The following is a 17,781-nucleotide window of genomic DNA, read 5'->3' as shown; positions in this document are numbered from 1 at the left end:
GCTACGCCTCCTCTTCGTTCTTGTCCTTGCGGCTGAACTCGACCTGCACGCGCGCCTTGTCGAAGTCGGAGAAGGCGAGCCGACGGGCGGTGGCCTTGCGGCCCTTCACACCGGGCACCTCGAGGTCCAGGCCCTCGTCGTCGACCTTCAGGATCCTGGCGACCAGCTCGCCGCCCTCGGTGAGCTGGAACTTCACCAGCCGGTCCACGGCCCGCTCGTAGTGCCGGTGCTCCTTGAGAAGGCGCTCCGCGCCCGGGGTGCCGACCTCGAGGGTGTACTCCCCCGCACCCATCGCGTCGCTCTCGTCCAGCTTCGCCGAGAGCGCGCGGCTCACATCGGCGATCTGGTCCAGGTCGGCTCCGGTGTCCGAGTCGACGACGACGCGCAGCACCCGCTTCCGTCCGACGGAGTCCACTGCGATCTCTTCGAGATCCAGGCCCTGGGAGGTGACGAGCGGTTCCAGGAGCTCTCGCAGCCTCTCGCTCTGGGTGGTGCTCATCCGGGTGACTCCTCGGCCGCGTGTGCTGTTGTGGGTAGGTCGCGTGTCTGGTCAAAGGGTATCCGGTCGCGGGGGGTGTTGCCGTCCAGGTGACATCCGATGCGCGGGTACCGTGATCGCCGGCGGGCCCGACCTCCCGCCCGTGTGTTCGTACGAGCTTCCTGAGGACGTCTCCCGTGCCGTACCCGCCTCCGCCGCGCGTCCCCTCCGGGCCGCGCAGAAGATCCCTGCTCGCCTCGGTCGCCGGGGGCGCCCTTCTCGTGGGCTGCTCCGACGGGACCGGAAGCAGCGAGGAGGGCACCGCCGGAAGTCCCTCCGTCGTCGAGCGGGCGCGCGTGCGTGCGGCCCGGGACAGCCGGGGGATCGTCGAGCGGTACGACGCCGTCCTGGCCGCCCACCCGGCTCTCGCGGAGCGCGTGGGGCCCTTGCGGGCGGAAGCGGTGCGGCATGTGGAGGCGTTCGGGGGGACGGCCAGGACGGCCTCCCCCACCGCGTCGAGCAGCACTTCGCCCACCGCGTCGAGCGGCGCCTCGCCCTCGCCGTCGGCCGCCGTGCCCACGACCGAGAAGGAAGCCCTGGCCCAGCTGGCCGCGGCCGAACGAGCGCTCGCCGACCGGCGGGCCAAGGCCCTGCTGGACGTGCCGGGCGAGCTGGCCCGGCTGCTGGCCTCGGTCGCGGCGGCCGGAGCGGGGCACGCCTATCTGCTGACGGAGGCCGCCCGATGAGCGAGAAGCAGCAGCTGGAGGCCCTCCAGAAGGCGCTGGCCGCCGAGCACGCCGCCGTCTACGGCTACGGCGTCGTCGGCGGCCGGATCCGCGAGGGCAGGCGCGCGGAGGCCAGGGCCGCCTACGACGCCCACCGGGCCCGCCGGGACGCCCTGGCGCGTGAGGTGCGGAGCCTGGGCGGGACGCCGGTGGCCGCGGCGGCGGGGTACGCGCTGCCCTTCCCGGTGCCGGACTCCGCCGCGGCCGTACGGCTCGCCGCCGACCTGGAGGACCGGGTGGCCGGGGTGTACTCCGACCTGGTGCGGGCAACCGGGTCCAAGCTGCGGAGCATGGGTGCCGAGGCGCTGCGGGAGGCCGCGGTGCGCGCGGTGCGCTGGCGCGGCGAGAGCGTAGCCTTCCCTGGGCTCGCCGAGCGGGCGACCACGGTGTCGCCCTCGTCCTCCGCCTCGGGTTCTCCGACGGCCCCCACGGCGTAACGCGGTACTGGAAGGGAACGACTCGCGCATGGCTTTCGAACCACCGCAGCGGCTGGTGCGGGCGCTCGGCGAGAGCGTCCCGGACGGCGACGACTGGGTGGACAAGCTGCCCCGGACCGCCGAACAGGCCGTCGAGCTGCGCGAGTTGACCGTGGAACGGGTGCAGGTGCCCGGCGGGCGCAGCAGCCTCGTCGTGCTCGTGCGACGGCCCGGCGGGACGCCGGCCGTGCTCAAGCTGGTGCCGCCCCGGTCCCGCCCCGAGAGCGAGCGGGCCGCCCTCGCGCACTGGGACGGGCGGGGGGCCGTACAGCTGCTCGAGCCGTTCGTCACCGAGGGTGTGCTGCTGCTCGAACGGCTGCATCCCGATGTCTCCGTGCGGTCCCTGCCGGAGGCGAAGGCGCTGCTGGAGGCGGCCGGGACCCTGCGGCGGCTGTGGGTGGAGCCGCCCGATGACCATGTCTTCGAGACGGTGGCCGAGCGGACCGGACGGCAGGCCGCCGCCCTGCGCGGTGCTCCCGCGGAGGTGACCGGGCTGGTGGGCGCGGCGCTCGACGCCCGGGAGTCCCTGCTGGCCGCGCCCCCGGAGCAGCGGTTGCTGCACGGGACGTTCCGGCAGAGCAAGGTGCTGGCCGGTGAGCGGTCTCCCTGGCTCGCCGTCGGGCCCGACCCCGTCGTCGGGGAGTGCGCGTTCGATCTCGCCCGGCTCGTGCGGGATCGGGTGGAGGACCTGATCGCCTCCCCCTCGGGGGCGGCGACCACTCGGCGCCGGGTGAAGCGGCTCGCGGAGTCGCTGGAGGTGGATCAGGAACGGCTGCGGGGGTGGACGCTGTTCCGGGCCGTCGAGTCGGGGGTCAGGGCCCTGCGAGTGGGACGGCCCCGGGACGCCGAGCTGCTGCTGGAGTTCGCCGGCTGGCTATGAGACGCACGGCCGGCGCCGCTGCGCGGTCACTCTCCGCCGACGCCGAAGTCGACGCTGACACCAATACCGAAGCGGGCCGGAGTGACACAGCCCCACTCCGGCCCGCTCCTTCAGACGCTCGGACTCTCAGACGCTCACACGCTGAGACGGGCGATCGCCTCGTCCACCGTCAGCTCCTCGCGCTCACCGGTGCGGCGGTCCTTGAGCTCCAGGACGCCCTCGGCGGAACGGCGGCCCGCGACCAGGATCTTCGGCACGCCGATCAGCTCGGAGTCGGTGAACTTCACGCCCGGGGAGACCCCGGCCCGGTCGTCCACGAGGACCCTGAGGCCCGCCGCGCGCAGCTTCTCCGAGACGTCGAGGGCCAGTTCGATCTGAAGGGCCTTGCCGGCGGCGACGACGTGCACGTCGGCCGGGGCGACCTCGGCGGGCCAGCACAGGCCCTTGTCGTCGGCGGACTGCTCGGCGAGGGCGGCCACCGCGCGGGAGACGCCGATGCCGTAGGAGCCCATGGTCACGCGGACCGGCTTGCCGTTCTGGCCGAGGACGTCGAGCTTGAGGGCGTCGGCGTACTTACGGCCCAGCTGGAAGATGTGGCCGATCTCGATGGCACGGTCCAGCTTGAGGCCGGTGCCGCACTTCGGGCACGGGTCGCCCTCCTGGACGACCACGACGTCGACGTACTCGTCGACCTCGAAGTCCCGGCCCGCGACGACGTTCTTCGCGTGCGTGGCGTCCTTGTTGGCGCCGGTGATCCAGGCGGTGCCGGGAGCCACGCGCGGGTCGGCGATGTACTTCAGCTTCTCCTGACGGCCCTGCGGACCGACGTAGCCGCGCACGAGGTCGGGGCGGCCGGTGAAGTCCTCCGCCGTCACCAGTTCCACCACGGCGGGCGCGAAGTGCGCCTCGACCTTGCCCAGGTCGACCTCGCGGTCGCCGGGGACACCGACGGCCACGATCTCGCCGTCGACCTTCACGAGGAGGTTCTTCAGGGTCTCGGAGGCCTCGACACCGAGGTGCGCGGCGAGCGTCTCGATGGTCGGGGTGTCCGGGGTGGGGATCTCCTCGAGCGCGGGGACCGAGGCGCCGTCCACCGGCTTCAATTCGTACGTGATCGCCTCGGTGTTGGCCGCGAAGTCGCAGTTCGGGCAGTCCGCGAAGGTGTCCTCGCCGGCCTCGGCCGGGGCGAGGAACTCCTCCGACTTGGAGCCGCCCATGGCACCGGCGGTCGCGGCGCAGATGCGGTAGTCGAGACCCAGGCGCTCGAAGACCTTCTGGTAGGCCTGCCGGTGCAGGGCGTAGGACCGGGCCAGGCCCTCGTCCTCGGTGTCGAAGGAGTAGGAGTCCTTCATCAGGAACTCGCGGCCGCGCAGGATGCCGGCCCGCGGGCGGGCCTCGTCACGGTACTTGTGCTGGATCTGGTACAGGATGACCGGCAGGTCCTTGTAGGAGGACGCCTGGTCCTTCACCAGCAGGGTGAAGATCTCCTCGTGGGTCGGGCCGAGGAGGTAGTCGCCGCCCTTGCGGTCCTGGAGCCGGAACAGCTCGGCCCCGTACTCCTCCCAGCGGCCCGTCGCCTCGTAGGGCTCGCGCGGCAGCAGGGCGGGGAGCAGCACCTCCTGGGCGCCGATCGCGTCCATCTCCTCGCGGACGATCCGCTCGACGTTGGCCAGCACCTTCTTGCCCAGCGGCAGCCAGGACCAGATACCGGCGGCGGTCCGGCGCACGTACCCGGCGCGCACGAGCAGCTTGTGACTGAGGACCTCGGCGTCCGCCGGGTCGTCGCGCAGCGTCTTCGCCATCAACTGGGACATGCGCTGGACCGGTGCGTTGGCCATGATTCTCGTACTCCTGCCGGGAAACGGTGATGGCTAGGAGGTTAGCCGGGCACGCTGTGCCGGTGGAAATCGGTCAGCGGCGACGCAGCGGCAGCGGGGCGCCCATCACGGCGTACGGCTTCGGGGCGCTCGGGAAGAGGACCTGGCGGGCGAGGTCCTGGTAGCCGAGGGAGTGGTACAGGCCGCGGGCCGGGCTGTCGGTGTCGATCGCGGAGAGGATCGAGCGGGGCTCGGTGACGCCGTCGGTGATCGTGGTGATCAGGGCGCGGCCGATGCCCCGGTTCTGGTGCTGCGGGTGGACGTGGAGCTCGGTGATCACGAAGGAGTCGTCGAGCCAGCCGTCGTTGTGCTGGGCCCGGAGGTAGGGCTCCACGACGGTGGACCACCAGTGGGTGCGGTCGTTGGGCATGCCGTACACGAATCCGACGAGCCGCTGTCCGACGGTCGCGCCGAGGGCTCGCGCGCCGGGATAGGTCATGTGGCGGAGCACGATCTGGCGGCGGACGGCCACTTCGTCCGCGCCGAGCCCGAAGGCGACGGCTTGGACCGCGAGAGCCTCGTCCACGTGGGCCGACAGGTCTAGGGGGCCGATGACGAGGTCCATGCGGGGAGCGTACAGGTAGGCGGGTTCAGAAAAGGACGCTCATGAACGCGCCCACTTCCTGGAAGCCCACCCTCGTGTACGTCCTTCTCGCCGCCGTGTTGAAGTCGTTGACGTAGAGGCTGACCACCGGCGCCACGTCCGCGAGCGCGTACCGCAGGACCGCGGCCATCCCGGGCGCCGCCACTCCCCTGCCCCGGTACTCGGGGGCCACCCAGACGCCCTGGATCTGGCAGGCCCGGTCCGTCGCCGCGCCGATCTCCGCCTTGAAGACGACCTTGCCGTGTTCGTCGAGGCGGGCGAAGGAGCGGCCGGCGCCGACGAGTTCGGCGACGCGGGCCTGGTACAGGAGACCGCCGTCACCGGCCAGCGGGGAGACGCCGACCTCTTCGGTGAACATGGCCACGCACGCCGGCATGATCGTCTCCATCTCGTCCTTGCGGATGCGGCGGACGTACGGATCCGGAGCGACGTTGGTGGGCATGCGGTCGGTGACCATGAGGGGCTGGCGGCCGCGGACCTCGCGGGCCGGGCCCCAGCTGGGCTCCAGCAGGCGCCAGAGCTGGGTGGTGGGTTCGGCGGGGCCGACGATGGAGGAGCAGCGGCGGCCGGCACGCCGGGCACGGTCGGCGAAGGCGCGGACGGCACGGGGGGTCGCGCAGATCGGGACGAGGTTGGCGCCGGCGTAGCAGAGGGACGTGAGCATGCCGTCCTCGTACCAGCCCCACATCTCGCCGCCGAGCCGCCAGGGGTCGAGGCCGGCCACCTGGACCCTCGACGTCACGAAGGCGTTCGCGACCGGCTCACGGTCGAGGACGGCGAGCGCGGCGTCCAGGTCGCTCGGTTCGAGGACCCGGGAGGTCGTCTGGGTCAACACGGGCGGGGCCTCACACTGGGGTCTGCTGATCTCCGCACTGTACCTGCGGAAGCTGGGCCGTGCCGACCTGTGTTCGGGTGCCGGTGGGCTGTGAGGCGCCGTGTGTCTCGGTGACCGTCCGGGGGCTGCGCCCCCGGATCCCCATCGGCCCCAAGGGCCTCGTCCTCAAACGCCGGACGGGCTGGGTGTCAGCCCGCCACCGACACCGACGGCTCGCCCGACTCCACGCCTTCGTCCTGCATCTTCTCGGCCAGCTTCATGGCCTCCTCGATGAGGGTCTCGACGATCTTGGACTCGGGGACGGTCTTGATGACCTCGCCCTTCACGAAGATCTGGCCCTTGCCGTTGCCGGAGGCGACGCCGAGGTCGGCCTCGCGGGCCTCACCGGGGCCGTTCACGACGCAGCCCATGACCGCCACGCGGAGGGGGACCTCCATGCCGGTCAGACCTGCGGTGACCTCCTCGGCCAGCTTGTAGACGTCGACCTGGGCCCGGCCGCAGGAGGGGCAGGACACGATCTCCAGGCCGCGCTGCTTGAGGTTCAGGGACTCCAGGATCTGGTTGCCGACCTTGACCTCCTCGACCGGCGGGGCCGAGAGGGAGACGCGGATGGTGTCGCCGATGCCCTGGGACAGGAGGGCTCCGAAGGCCACCGCGCTCTTGATGGTGCCCTGGAACGCCGGGCCCGCCTCGGTGACGCCGAGGTGGAGGGGGTAGTCGCACTGCGCGGCCAGCTGCTTGTACGCCTCGATCATGACGACCGGGTCGTTGTGCTTGACCGAGATCTTGATGTCCCGGAAGTCGTGCTCCTCGAAGAGGGACGCCTCCCACAGGGCCGACTCGACGAGCGCCTCGGGCGTGGCCTTGCCGTACTTCTGGAGCAGGCGGCGGTCCAGGGAGCCCGCGTTCACGCCGATGCGGATCGGGGTGCCGTGATCGCGCGCGGCCTTCGCGATCTCCTTGACCTTGTCGTCGAACTGCTTGATGTTGCCGGGATTGACGCGTACGGCCGCACAGCCCGCCTCGATCGCCGCGAACACGTACTTGGGCTGGAAGTGGATGTCCGCGATCACCGGGATCTGCGACTTGCGGGCGATCGTGGCGAGGGCGTCGGCGTCGTCCTGGGTCGGGCAGGCCACGCGCACGATCTGGCAGCCGGAGGCGGTCAGCTCGGCGATCTGCTGGAGCGTCGCGCCGATGTCGGACGTACGGGTCGTGGTCATCGACTGGACGGAGACCGGCGCGTCGCCGCCGACCGCGACGGTGCCCACCTGGATCTGCCGGCTCTTGCGGCGCTCGGCAACCCTGGTCGGAACGGACGGCATGCCGAGAGAAATCGCAGTCATCTGCTGTGCAACCCCAAGTCGTGGATCAAGGCCCAGGTCCCGTCAGCGGCGGGCTCCAGGCTTCGAGATTACGGCACCGGCACGGTCAGCAGCACATCGCGGCCGCCAAACCCACCCAATGGAGAACGGCCCGGCACGCAAAGCACCGGGCCGCCTCGAACGCCGCATGACTAGGAGATTCTGACCGGGTTAACGACGTCGGCCGGAGCGGACGGACAGTTCCGGAGCGGCTCCGTGACTCAGCACAGGAGTTCCGTCTTCGCCGTCACCGAGGAGCTCCACGATCTCCGCCCACACCCCGTCCGCCAACCAGGTTCGCTGCCGGAATCGCACCTTTCGAGGATCGCCGAAACGCTCCGGAAGATCACGCCACAGGATCCCCGTGCGCAGACGATGAAGCATCCCCGTGAGGGCAGCTCGCAGGTCGAGCGGCGAACGGAAGTGGTGAGGCCGGTACCTGGAGCGGAGCAACTCGTCGATGCGGGCCCACGAACTGTCTGTGGGATCGGCAGGAACAGTCACCCCTGTGCGCCCATGCCACTGCGCGGCCGAGCACTTCGTCCCCTCGCGGTACCGAAACTCGGCGTCCACGATGTCGACTCGCACCTGGAGCTGCTCAATCAGGCTTCGCTGCTCCGAAGGCAGCAATGCCTGACTGTCCGGTGCGGCCACCCCCAGGACATCCGTGAGCCGGACATCCCTGAGGACTCGGGCCTCAAGCTCCGCCAGCCAGTCCCGCGCGTGGGCGAGGACTCGCTCCAACGCTCTGCGGTCAGCATCAAGCTGCCGCAGCGCAGCTGCAACGACACGACTGTTCGGGGCCTGACACCGCAATCCTTCCAGTTCTTCCGCACACTGCGCCACAAGCCGCTCCAGGGACCTCACTCGCTCGGCATGCAGGTCCAGTCGCCTCTGCGTCTCGGACGCGGACGGGAGCATGGGCCGAGCATGGGGTGGCATGGATGCCAGCAGAGCATCGACGTGCCGTGCCACCTGTTCCTCGACGTGATCCGCACGGAGGTAGAAGCAACCGCAGGGGACCTTTTCCTGCCATCCCGAACAGCGGTACGTCCGCACCCCGTCCTTACTGCGGAAGCACCCGACGTACGGCCGTCCACACGGCCCGTGGATTCGCCCGGTGAGCGGATACTCCCCCAAGGGATTCCTCCGGGGCCGGGCCAGCTCCGTCAGCGCTTGCTGAAAGGCACGGGTCCGGTCCGCCGAGAGGATCGGAGGCAGCGGAATCACCACACTCTCGCCGTACAGAGGCTGTCCGGAGCCATCAAGCCTGGTGCAATGGCCACCCCATTGCTGATCGGTGCGGCGAAAGACGGCCTCTCCGAGAAACGCCGCGCTCTTCAGCCGTCGGTGAAGGTTCGCCGTCGTCCAACGCTTGCCGCTGCGGGTGGGAATGCCCCGCCTGTTCAGTTCCTCGGCAAGGTCTGTGAGGGTCTGGCCGCCCTCGATCACAAGGTCTGCCAGAAGCCTCACCACGGCAGCCTCGGTCGAATCGACCTCAAGAGTCGATCCGAAGGCGCCCTTCCCACTGATTCTGTAACCAAAGGGAGCGGGACCGCCCGGCCAACCGCCGCCAACTGCCTTGAGCTGCCGACCTGACTGGGTTCGGGTGACGATACGGCAGTAATCCGCCTCTACCGCCCGGGCCAGCCGGTCGAGCGTGAGCCACCTGTCGAGTCCCGGTTCCCCCAGAACCCGGTCACAGCACTCAAGTCCCGCCCCGGCATCCTCGATCTGCCAGAGGCAGCGCCAGATGGCGGCTTCGGTACGCCCCAGACGGTCAAGGCTGGACACGAGTACGACGTCGACCCGGCCTACGGCGATTTCCGCGAGCAGCTCGTTCAGCCCAGGCCTCGAAGTTGTCGCGCCTGATTCGCCGAGGTCCTCCCAGGAGCCCGCGAGTCGCCAATTCGAACGCCTCTCCACGAACGTCCGAGTGGCGTCGGCTTGAGCGGGGATTCCATACCTTCTCATCTGCTCCGCTGTCGAGACCCGCATGTACGCGGCGACGGCGAGTGCCTCGGAGCCCTTGCCCTTGTCTTCTGCGCTCGGCGCAGTACCTTGCTGCATGTCAGTCCCTTCGAGACTGGCCAGACCCCAGGGTGTTCGCGCACCGCTGGGGTCGCCCATGAACAGCAAGAACGTACGAAGTCCGCACCTACTCCGTACGAATAAGCCTCGCCTTTCACCCGTGTGAGCTACGCGGATGAAAGGCGAGGCATATTGATATCTTGATAGGAAGTGACCGCTTTTCAGCTGATCCTGACCGGATTAACTACATCGGCGACGAGGACCAGCAAGGTAAAGCAGATGAAGATGCCCGCCACCACGTAGGCCACCGGCATCAGCTTCGCCACGTCGAACGGGCCCGGGTCCGGGCGCTTGAGGACCTTGGCCAGGTTGCGGCGCAGGGACTCCCACAGGGCGCCCGCGATGTGGCCGCCGTCCAGGGGGAGCAGCGGGAGCATGTTGAAGAGGAAGAGGGAGAGGTTGAAGCCCGCCACCAGCATCAGCGCCATCGCGAGCTGCTGGGTGGGCGGGATGTCGAGGGTGAAGATCTCGCCGCCGACCCGCGCCGCGCCGACCACGCCCATCGGGGAGTCCGGTTCGCGCGGGGCGTCGTCGAAGGCCGCGTTCCACAGGGCCGGGATCTTGCCGGGGAGGGCGGCGAGGGAGTCGACGGCCTCGCCGACGCGGTCGCCCATCCACACCACGGAGTCGCCGAAGTCCTGCTTGACGACGCCGGTGGCGGCGCTGAAGCCGAGGAAGCCGGCGGTGACGTACTCGCCCTGGACGTACTGACCGCTGGAGTCCTTCTTGGCGACCTGGTTGGAGGCGATCTTCGCCGTCAGGGTGACGTCCTTGCCGTCCCGGTCGACGACGATCGGGACCCTCTTGTCGGGGTTGGCGCGGATCAGGTCGGAGAGTTTGTTCCAGTCGTCCGTCTTCACGCCGTTGAACGCGATGATCTTGTCGCCCGCCTTGAGGCCGGCGGCGGCCGCCGGGGAGGCGGGGTCGGAGGCCTTGCAGGTCTCGCGGTTCTGGCTCTGGGCGATCACGCACTTGGAGACCGAGCTGACCGTGTTGGTCTGCTGGGAGATGCCGAAGCCCATGAGGACCGTGAGGAACAGCGCGACCGCGAGGACCAGGTTCGCGAAGGGGCCCGCGAACATGACGATGACGCGTTTCCAGGGCTTACGGGTGTAGAAGAGGCGCTTCTCGTCGCCGGGCTGGAGCTCCTCGAAGGCGGCCGAGCGGGCGTCCTCGATCATGCCGCGCCAGGGGGACGTCGAGCGGGCGCTTATGCGGCCGTCGTCGCCGGGCGGGAACATGCCGATCATGCGGATGTAGCCGCCGAAGGGGACGGCCTTGATGCCGTACTCCGTCTCGCCCTTCTTCCGCGACCAGATGGTCGGGCCGAAGCCGACCATGTACTGCGGCACGCGGATGCCGAAGAGCTTGGCGAAGGACAGGTGCCCCAGCTCGTGCCACGCGATCGACACCAGGAGGCCGAAGGCGAAGAGCCCTATGCCGAGGATGAACATCAGGGTCGTCATGCACGGGCCTCCGCCGTCTGTGCCGTCAGTTCCCGGGCCCGGGTCCGCGCCCAGGTCTCCGCTTCGAGGACGTCCGCGACGGTGAGCGAGGTTCCCCTGCTCGGGGTGCCGTGCTCGTCCACCACCCGGGTCACGGTCTCCATGATCCCGAGGTACGGCAGCGCGCCGGCCCGGAAGGCCTCCACGCACTCCTCGTTGGCGGCATTGAACACCGCCGGGGCCGTGCCCGCGAGCTGTCCCACGTGTCTCGCAAGGTTGACCGAGGGAAACGCTTCGTTGTCGAGCGGGAAGAACTCCCAGGTGGACGCCTTGCTCCAGTCGAAGGCGGGCGCCGCGTCGGGGACGCGCTCGGGCCAGCCGAGACCGATGGCGATCGGCCCGCGCATGTCGGGGGGCGTCGCCTGGGCGATCGTGGATCCGTCAGTGAACTCAACCATCGAGTGGACATACGACTGGGGATGCACGACCACCTCAATGCGGTCGAAGGGAATGTCGTAGAGGAGGTGTGCCTCGATGACCTCGAGCCCCTTGTTGACGAGGGTCGAGGAGTTGATGGTGATGACTGGTCCCATGGCCCAGGTGGGGTGGGCGAGGGCGTCCTCGACGGTGACCCGGGCGAGCTCGGCCTTGGTGCGGCCGCGGAAGGGGCCGCCGGAGGCCGTGACGACCAGCTTGCGCACGTCGGCCCGCGTTCCGGAGGCCAGGGCCTGGAAGAGGGCCGCGTGCTCGGAGTCGACGGGGATGATCTGCCCGGGCTTGGCGAGGGCCTTCACCAGCGGGCCGCCCACGATGAGCGACTCCTTGTTGGCGAGCGCGAGGGTTCGGCCCGCCTCCAGGGCGGCGAGGGTGGGGGCGAGTCCGATGGAGCCGGTGATGCCGTTGAGGACGGTGTGCGCGTCGGAGGCGGCCGCCTGTGTGGCCGCGTCCGGTCCCGCGAGGATCTCGGGGAGCGGTTCGTCCGTGCCGTACAGGGCGCTGAGCGCCTCGCGGAGCTGCGGTACGACGTCCTCGCGGGCGACCGCGACGGTCCGCACCCTCAGCCGGTGCGCCTGCTCGGCGAGGAGCGCCACACGTCCGCCGTTGGCGGAGAGCGCGGTCACCCGGAACCGGTCGGGGTTGCGCAGCACGAGGTCGATGGCCTGGGTGCCGATCGAGCCGGTGGAACCGAGGATCACCACGTCCTTGGGGCCGTCGCCCGCGACGGGGTCGTAGACCAGGTGCGGATCGGCGAGGGGGGCTGGACTGTCGCTCATCCCTCCATTGTGGCCGTAAGGGCGGTGTAGGAGGACAGCGCGTCCCTCTCTCGGGGGGCGCGCTGTCGTGAGGGGTCAGCGGACGGGCCGGTGGACGTTCTCCTTCTCGGAGGGGCCGGGGGTCGCGTCGGCGATCCAGGCACCTTCGCCGGAGGGGTCGACGATGCCGTCCTCGAGCCAGGTGTAGGTGCCGGAGAGGACTCCCTTGACGACCTTGCGATCCTGTTCGTCGGTGTTGTTCCAGAGGCGGCCGAAGAGTTCCTCGACGCGCAGGCGGGACTGGTGGCAGAAGGCGTCGGCGAGCTGGTAGGCCTCGCGGCCGTGGGCTTCGGTGGTGTACAGCAGTTCGGCGCGTACGCAGGCCGCGCTCATGGCGAACAGTTCGGCGCCGATGTCGACGATCCGGCCGAGGAAGCCCTGTTTGGTCTCCATGCGGCCCTGCCAGCGGGACATGGCGTAGAAGGTGGAGCGGGCGAGTTTGCGGGAGGTGCGTTCGACGTAGCGCAGGTGCGTCGAGAGGTCGACCTCGCGTTTGAACTCTGCGTAGGAGTTCGGCAGTTGGCCCGGTCCTGCGACCAGTTTCGGGAGCCATTTGGCGTAGAAGACGCCTGCGTTCGCGCCGGCCTTCGCCTTGTCGGACAGGGACTTGTCGGGGTCGATCAGGTCGCCCGCCACCGACAGGTGGGCGTCGACGGCCTCCCGGGCGATCAGGAGGTGCATGATCTCCGTGGAGCCCTCGAAGATGCGGTTGATGCGCAGGTCGCGCAGGACCTGTTCGGCGGGGACGGCCTTCTCGCCGCGGGCTCGCAGCGATTCCGCGGTCTCGAAGCCGCGGCCGCCGCGGATCTGGACGAGTTCGTCGGCGACGAGCCAGGCCATCTCGGAGGCGTAGAGCTTGGCGAGGGCGCCCTCGATGCGGATGTCGTTGCGGTTCTCGTCGGCCATCTGGGAGGACAGGTCGAGGACGGCCTCCAGGGCGAAGGTGGTCGCCGCGATGAAGGAGATCTTGGAGCCGACGGCCTCGTGGTGGGCGATGGGCTTGCCCCACTGCTCGCGGGCGGCGGACCATTCGCGGGCGATCTTCAGGCACCATTTGCCGGCGGCGACGCAGGAGGCGGGCAGCGAGAGGCGGCCGGTGTTGAGGGTGGTCAGGGCGATCTTGAGGCCCTGACCCTCCTTGCCGATGAGGTTGGCGGCCGGGACGCGGACCTGGTGGAAGCGGGTGACGCCGTTCTCGATGCCGCGCAGGCCCATGAAGGCGTTGCGGTTCTCGACGGTGACGCCGGGTGAGTCGGTCTCGACGACGAAGGCGGTGATGCCGCCCTTGTGTCCCTCGGACTTCGGGACGCGGGCCATGACGACGAGGAGGTCGGCGACCACTCCGTTGGTGGTCCAGAGTTTCACCCCGTCGAGGATGTAGTCGTCCCCGTCCGGTACGGCGGTGGTGGCGAGGCGGGCCGGGTCGGAGCCGACGTCGGGTTCGGTGAGGAGGAAGGCGCTGATGTCGGTGCGGGCGCACCGGGGCAGGAACTTCTCCTTCTGCTCCTGGGTGCCGAACAGTTTCAGCGGCTGCGGTACGCCGATCGACTGATGGGCGGAGAGCAGCACGCCGATCGCGGGGCTCGCGGAGCCCACGAGGGCCAGGGCCTTGTTGTAGTACACCTGGGTGAGGCCGAGGCCGTCGTACTTGGGGTCGATCTTCATGCCGAAGGCGCCGAGCTCCTTGAGGCCGCCCACGACGTCGTCGGGGATGCGGGCCTCGCGTTCGATGAGGGCGCCGTCCACCTTGGTCTCGCAGAAGTCGCGGAGCTTGGCGAGGAACTCCTCGCCGCGACGGGCGTCCTCCTCGGGGGGCATCGGGTGGGGGTGGATGAGGTCGAGCCGGAATCGGCCGAGGAAGAGTTCCTTGGCGAAGCTGGGCTTGCGCCAGTCCTGCTCCCGGGCGGCCTCCGCCACCTCGCGGGCCTCGCGCTCGGTGACGACGGGCTTGGTGGACGGTGCGGACATCAGGCTCACCTCGTCGTGAATCGGGATCTTGGGGGCCGTATGGTTACCGACGGGTGCTACCCGATCGTATGTACCCGATCCCGGGCGAGGTCACCACCCCTCGCGCGGCCGTTCGGCCGATGTCGACGCAATGCGGTGCGGTGTCCAGTCGCGTGGGCGACCTGGCAGGCATCCGGCGCCGGACTCCCCCGTGCCGTTCCATGGCCTGCTGTCGGCCCGTCGTGGTAGGCAGGAGGCCGCGCTCCGGCGAGTGGGCGAACGGCCAGGCCGGAGGGGCTCCGCCGGCTTCGGTCCCGTCTGTGCGGGGCGCCCGGCCACGAGTCTCTGTCGAAGCGCTTCGACAACCTATGGACACCCACTCCCGGGGGAGCTACTGTCGAACCACCCCCACCCGCACCTGTTCGTACTGCGCACTGTCGAAGCGCTTCACAAAGCTTGGAGAGCTGGATGGTCACCCTCGCCGAGGTCGCCCAGCACGCCGGAGTCTCGGCGAGCACGGTGAGCTATGTCCTCAGTGGCAAGCGGTCCATCTCGACGAGCACCCGGCAGCGGGTCGAGGAGAGCATCCGCGAACTCGGCTACCACCCGAACGCCGGCGCCCGCGCACTCGCCAGCAGCCGGTCGAACATCATCGCGCTGATGATCCCGCTCCGCACCGACATGTACGTGCCGGTGATGATGGAGATCGCCATCGCGGTGGCCACCAACGCCCGGACGCACGGGTACGACGTCCTGCTGCTCACCGGCGAGGAGGGTCCCGACGCCGTACGACGCGTCACCGGCAGCGGGCTCGCCGACGCGATGATCCTGATGGACGTCGAACTCGACGACGAGCGGCTGCCGTTGCTGCGCGGCACCGACCAGCCCTCCGTGCTCATCGGCCTCCCCGCCGACACCTCGGGGCTGACCTGTGTCGATCTGGACTTCCGGGCCACCGGCGCCCTGTGCGTCGAGCATCTCGCGAAGCTCGGTCACCGCGACATCGCTGTCATCGGCGAGGCCCCCGCGGTCTACGAACGGCACACCGGTTTCGCCGAGCGCACCTTGGACGGACTCCGGTCGCGCGCCGGGGAGTTGGGCGTACGGCTGCTGCACCGGCCGTGCGAGGGCGGGTACGACGCGATGGCCGTGACGCTCGCCCGCATCCTCGACGAGCGCCCGTCCACCACGGGCTTCGTCGTGCAGAACGAACAGGCCGTCGAACCGCTGCTCGCACTGCTGCGCCAGCAGGGCCGGGCCATCCCCGAGGACGTCTCGGTGGTCGCGATCTGCCCCGAACAGGTCGCCGTCCAGGCCTCGGTGCGGCTGACGTCGGTCGCCATCCCCGCCCAGGAGATGGGCCGGCACGCCCTGGAGCGGCTGGTCGCCAAGCTGGAGGGCCGCGGTGAGGACGAAGTCGTCCTGATCGAACCCGAGTTGACGGTCCGGGCGAGCACGGGCCCGGCGCCCTCGGCGTCCTGAGCAGCTCCCGCCCCGGACACCACGCACACCGGCACACCACCCACACCTGACACCACGTGTCCGGACATCACGCACCCCGGACCACACCACCACGCGTTCCGTTCCTGTGCGGCACGCCCCTGTCTGCATTCCTTCAGGAGCACTCCTCGTGAATCAGTCTGCCGAAATCCAGCCCAAGGTCAGCCTCGCGCAGTCGTCCCCCACCCTCGGTACGTTCCGGGAGCGGGACGGGGCGCTGGAGTGGAGCGGGCGCCAGGAGACCGTGCGCGTCGAGCCCTGGGGCCCGGACGCGGTACGGGTGCGCGCCCGGCTCGGCGGGCCGATCCTGCAGGGGCTGCCGGGCGCCCTGCTCGACGAGCCGCCGGCCACCGAGAGCACGGTCAAGATCGGTGACGGGGAAGGCCAGTTGACGGTGGGCGCGCTGACCGTCCACGTCGACGCCGAGGGGCAGCTGCGCTTCCTGCGCACCGAGGACTCGGCCGAGCTCCTCGCGGAGGCCCGCGCCCACTTCTGGTGGCCCGGCTCGCGCCTGTACACGGCGGTCGGCAACGGCCACCACCGTCTGGAGCAGCGCTTCGCCGCCTACGACGACGAGAAGCTGTACGGCCTCGGCCAGCACCAGCACGGCAAGCTGGACCAGAAGGGCCTGGTCCTCGACCTGGTCCAGCGCAACGCCGAGGTCACCATCCCGGTCCTCGCGTCCAGCCGCGGTTACACCCTGCTGTGGAACAACCCGGCGATCGGCCGGGTGGAGCTCGCCCGCAACGGCACCCGCTGGGTGGCCGACTCGGCCCGCCAGATCGACTACTGGATCACCGCGGGCGATCCGGCGGACGGGCAGCGCCGCTACAGCGCGGTGACCGGCCGTACTCCGATGCTGCCGGAGTGGGCGGCGGGCTTCTGGCAGTGCAAGCTGCGCTACCGCACCCAGGACGAACTCCTCTCCGTGGCCCGGGAGTACAAACGCCGGGGCCTGCCGATCTCGGCGATCGTCTGCGACTTCTTCCACTGGACGCACCTCGGCGAGTGGAAGTTCGACCCGGCCGAGTGGCCCGACCCGGCGGCGATGGTCCGCGAACTGGAGGAGCTGGGCATCAAGTTGGTGGTCAGCGTCTGGCCGTCGGTGTCGCCGCTCAGCGAGAACCACTCCCTGATGGAGCAGCGCGGCTGGTTCATCGGCACCCAGTACGGCCCGATGGCCCACGCCGACTGGCCGGACAAGGGGGTCGCATCGACCGTCCAGGTGGCCTTCTACGACGCGACGAACCCGGAGGCCCGGGAGTTCATGTGGTCGCGCGTGAAGGAGAACTACCTGGAGCCGTACGGCATCACGGCGTTCTGGCTGGACGCCTGCGAGCCCGAGCTCAAGCCCGGCTTCCAGGAGAACCTGCGGTACTGGGCGGGCCCCGGCCTGGAGGTCGGCAACCTGTACCCGGCGGAGAACTCCCGCACCTTCCACGAGGGCCTGGCGGCCGCCGGCGAGGAGGTCATCACCCTCAACCGCTCGGCCTGGGCGGGCAGTCAGCGTCACGGCGCCGCCCTGTGGTCCGGTGACATCGGCACCGACTTCGCCACTCTGCGCGAGCAGATCGCGGCGGGCCTCAACACGGCCATGTCCGGGATCCCCTGGTGGAACACGGACATCGGCGGCTTCCACGGCGGCGATCCGGACGACCCGGCGTATCGCGAGGTCATGGTCCGCTGGTTCCAGTTCGGCACGCTGTCGCCGCTGATGCGGCTGCACGGCTTCCGTGACCCGGGCATGCCGCTGGGTCCCGACATGACGGGCGGACCCAACGAGGTGTGGTCGTACGGGGAGGCGGCCGGCGCGATCATGGAGAAGTACCTGCGGCTGCGGGAGCGTCTGAAGCCGTATGTCCTGAAGGTCATGCGCGAGGCCCATGAGGAGGGCCTGACTCCGATGCGGCCGCTGTTCCTGGAGTTCCCGGAGGACCAGGCGACGTGGACGGTCGACGACGCCTACCTCTTCGGCGCGGACCTCCTGGTCGCCCCGGTGCTCACGGCGGGCGCGACGGCCCGTACGACCTATCTCCCGGCGGGCGCGACCTGGACGGACGCGTGGACCGGTGAGACGTACGAGGGCGGCAGGACGGTGACCGTCGACGCGCCGCTGGACCGCATCCCGCTGTTCCTGCGGGACGGGGCACGGCTGCCGGTGACGGAGTAGGCATACCGAAGCGGCC

General features: G+C 70.0%; 14 protein-coding genes. 5 read left to right on the top strand and 9 right to left on the bottom strand.

The window, feature by feature from the left end; all coding sequences use genetic code 11:
- Position 1 precedes the first annotated feature (1 nt).
- Complete coding sequence (rimP, locus tag IOD14_RS09350) at positions 2-499, bottom strand: ribosome maturation factor RimP (protein ID WP_123991939.1); 498 nt, start codon at positions 497-499, stop codon at positions 2-4.
- A gap of 176 nt (positions 500-675) precedes the next feature.
- Between rimP and IOD14_RS09345 the strand changes: the two genes are divergently transcribed.
- Genes IOD14_RS09345 through IOD14_RS09335 form a run of 3 tightly spaced genes read left to right on the top strand, consistent with a single transcriptional unit; the run spans position 676 to position 2,619 of the window.
- Positions 676-1,224 (top strand): hypothetical protein, encoded by a 549-nt coding sequence (locus IOD14_RS09345; protein WP_212670035.1) that lies wholly within the window; start codon positions 676-678, stop codon positions 1,222-1,224.
- Positions 1,221-1,700, top strand: a complete 480-nt coding sequence (locus IOD14_RS09340) for a ferritin-like domain-containing protein (protein WP_212670034.1) — start codon at positions 1,221-1,223, stop codon at positions 1,698-1,700. The genes IOD14_RS09345 and IOD14_RS09340 overlap by 4 nt, the downstream gene beginning before the upstream one ends.
- 28 nt (positions 1,701-1,728) lie before the next feature.
- Positions 1,729-2,619: an aminoglycoside phosphotransferase family protein gene (locus IOD14_RS09335; RefSeq protein WP_212670033.1), complete on the top strand. Its 891-nt coding sequence runs from the start codon at positions 1,729-1,731 to the stop codon at positions 2,617-2,619.
- A 134-nt stretch (positions 2,620-2,753) separates the two neighbouring features.
- On the opposite strand, the gene IOD14_RS09330 is transcribed toward IOD14_RS09335, so the two are convergent.
- The 8 genes from IOD14_RS09330 to IOD14_RS09295 all read right to left on the bottom strand — a co-directional run bounded on the left by IOD14_RS09330 (position 2,754) and on the right by IOD14_RS09295 (position 14,116).
- Positions 2,754-4,457: a proline--tRNA ligase gene (locus IOD14_RS09330; RefSeq protein ID WP_212670032.1), complete on the bottom strand. Its 1,704-nt coding sequence runs from the start codon at positions 4,455-4,457 to the stop codon at positions 2,754-2,756.
- Between the two features lie 73 nt (positions 4,458-4,530).
- On the bottom strand, positions 4,531-5,061 hold the full coding sequence (locus tag IOD14_RS09325) for a GNAT family N-acetyltransferase (protein WP_123991934.1): 531 nt from the start codon (positions 5,059-5,061) through the stop codon (positions 4,531-4,533).
- Positions 5,062-5,086: 25 nt separating this feature from the next.
- On the bottom strand, positions 5,087-5,935 hold the full coding sequence (locus IOD14_RS09320) for a GNAT family N-acetyltransferase (RefSeq protein ID WP_212670031.1): 849 nt from the start codon (positions 5,933-5,935) through the stop codon (positions 5,087-5,089).
- Between the two features lie 188 nt (positions 5,936-6,123).
- Entirely contained in the window at positions 6,124-7,281 is a 1,158-nt protein-coding gene (gene ispG, locus IOD14_RS09315) for a flavodoxin-dependent (E)-4-hydroxy-3-methylbut-2-enyl-diphosphate synthase (protein WP_123991932.1), read from the bottom strand.
- Positions 7,282-7,470: 189 nt separating this feature from the next.
- Positions 7,471-9,429: a recombinase family protein gene (locus IOD14_RS09310; RefSeq protein WP_212670030.1), complete on the bottom strand. Its 1,959-nt coding sequence runs from the start codon at positions 9,427-9,429 to the stop codon at positions 7,471-7,473.
- A gap of 122 nt (positions 9,430-9,551) precedes the next feature.
- Complete coding sequence (locus IOD14_RS09305; protein ID WP_212673232.1) at positions 9,552-10,844, bottom strand: site-2 protease family protein; 1,293 nt, start codon at positions 10,842-10,844, stop codon at positions 9,552-9,554.
- Positions 10,845-10,852: 8 nt separating this feature from the next.
- Positions 10,853-12,109 carry a 1-deoxy-D-xylulose-5-phosphate reductoisomerase gene (dxr, locus tag IOD14_RS09300; protein WP_123991930.1) on the bottom strand — a complete coding sequence of 419 codons (1,257 nt, stop codon included), beginning with the start codon at positions 12,107-12,109 and terminating at the stop codon, positions 10,853-10,855.
- Between the two features lie 75 nt (positions 12,110-12,184).
- Entirely contained in the window at positions 12,185-14,116 is a 1,932-nt protein-coding gene (locus IOD14_RS09295; protein ID WP_123991929.1) for an acyl-CoA dehydrogenase family protein, read from the bottom strand.
- 447 nt (positions 14,117-14,563) lie between these two features.
- On the opposite strand from IOD14_RS09295, the gene IOD14_RS09290 reads away from it, so the two are divergent.
- Positions 14,564-15,577, top strand: coding sequence for a LacI family DNA-binding transcriptional regulator (locus IOD14_RS09290; protein ID WP_123991928.1), 1,014 nt, complete (start codon positions 14,564-14,566; stop codon positions 15,575-15,577).
- A 148-nt stretch (positions 15,578-15,725) separates the two neighbouring features.
- Positions 15,726-17,765 carry a glycoside hydrolase family 31 protein gene (locus IOD14_RS09285; RefSeq protein ID WP_212670029.1) on the top strand — a complete coding sequence of 680 codons (2,040 nt, stop codon included), beginning with the start codon at positions 15,726-15,728 and terminating at the stop codon, positions 17,763-17,765.
- Positions 17,766-17,781: the final 16 nt, after the last annotated feature.

The sequence above is a fragment of the Streptomyces sp. A2-16 genome (genome assembly GCF_018128905.1).
Taxonomy (GTDB): Bacteria; Actinomycetota; Actinomycetes; order Streptomycetales; family Streptomycetaceae; genus Streptomyces.
This window is presented reverse-complemented; position numbering and strand designations above follow the sequence as displayed.

Coding starts and splice junctions, on each gene's coding strand:
- IOD14_RS09335 (WP_212670033.1), top strand. CDS start 1,729: ATGGCTTTCGAACCACCGCAGCGGCTGGTGCGGGCGCTCGGCGAGAGC.
- IOD14_RS09325 (WP_123991934.1), bottom strand. CDS start 5,061: ATGGACCTCGTCATCGGCCCCCTAGACCTGTCGGCCCACGTGGACGAG.
- IOD14_RS09310 (WP_212670030.1), bottom strand. CDS start 9,429: ATGGGCGACCCCAGCGGTGCGCGAACACCCTGGGGTCTGGCCAGTCTC.
- IOD14_RS09295 (WP_123991929.1), bottom strand. CDS start 14,116: ATGTCCGCACCGTCCACCAAGCCCGTCGTCACCGAGCGCGAGGCCCGC.
- dxr (WP_123991930.1), bottom strand. CDS start 12,109: ATGAGCGACAGTCCAGCCCCCCTCGCCGATCCGCACCTGGTCTACGAC.
- IOD14_RS09305 (WP_212673232.1), bottom strand. CDS start 10,844: ATGTTCATCCTCGGCATAGGGCTCTTCGCCTTCGGCCTCCTGGTGTCG.
- IOD14_RS09340 (WP_212670034.1), top strand. CDS start 1,221: ATGAGCGAGAAGCAGCAGCTGGAGGCCCTCCAGAAGGCGCTGGCCGCC.
- rimP (WP_123991939.1), bottom strand. CDS start 499: ATGAGCACCACCCAGAGCGAGAGGCTGCGAGAGCTCCTGGAACCGCTC.
- IOD14_RS09290 (WP_123991928.1), top strand. CDS start 14,564: ATGGTCACCCTCGCCGAGGTCGCCCAGCACGCCGGAGTCTCGGCGAGC.
- IOD14_RS09330 (WP_212670032.1), bottom strand. CDS start 4,457: ATGGCCAACGCACCGGTCCAGCGCATGTCCCAGTTGATGGCGAAGACG.
- ispG (WP_123991932.1), bottom strand. CDS start 7,281: ATGACTGCGATTTCTCTCGGCATGCCGTCCGTTCCGACCAGGGTTGCC.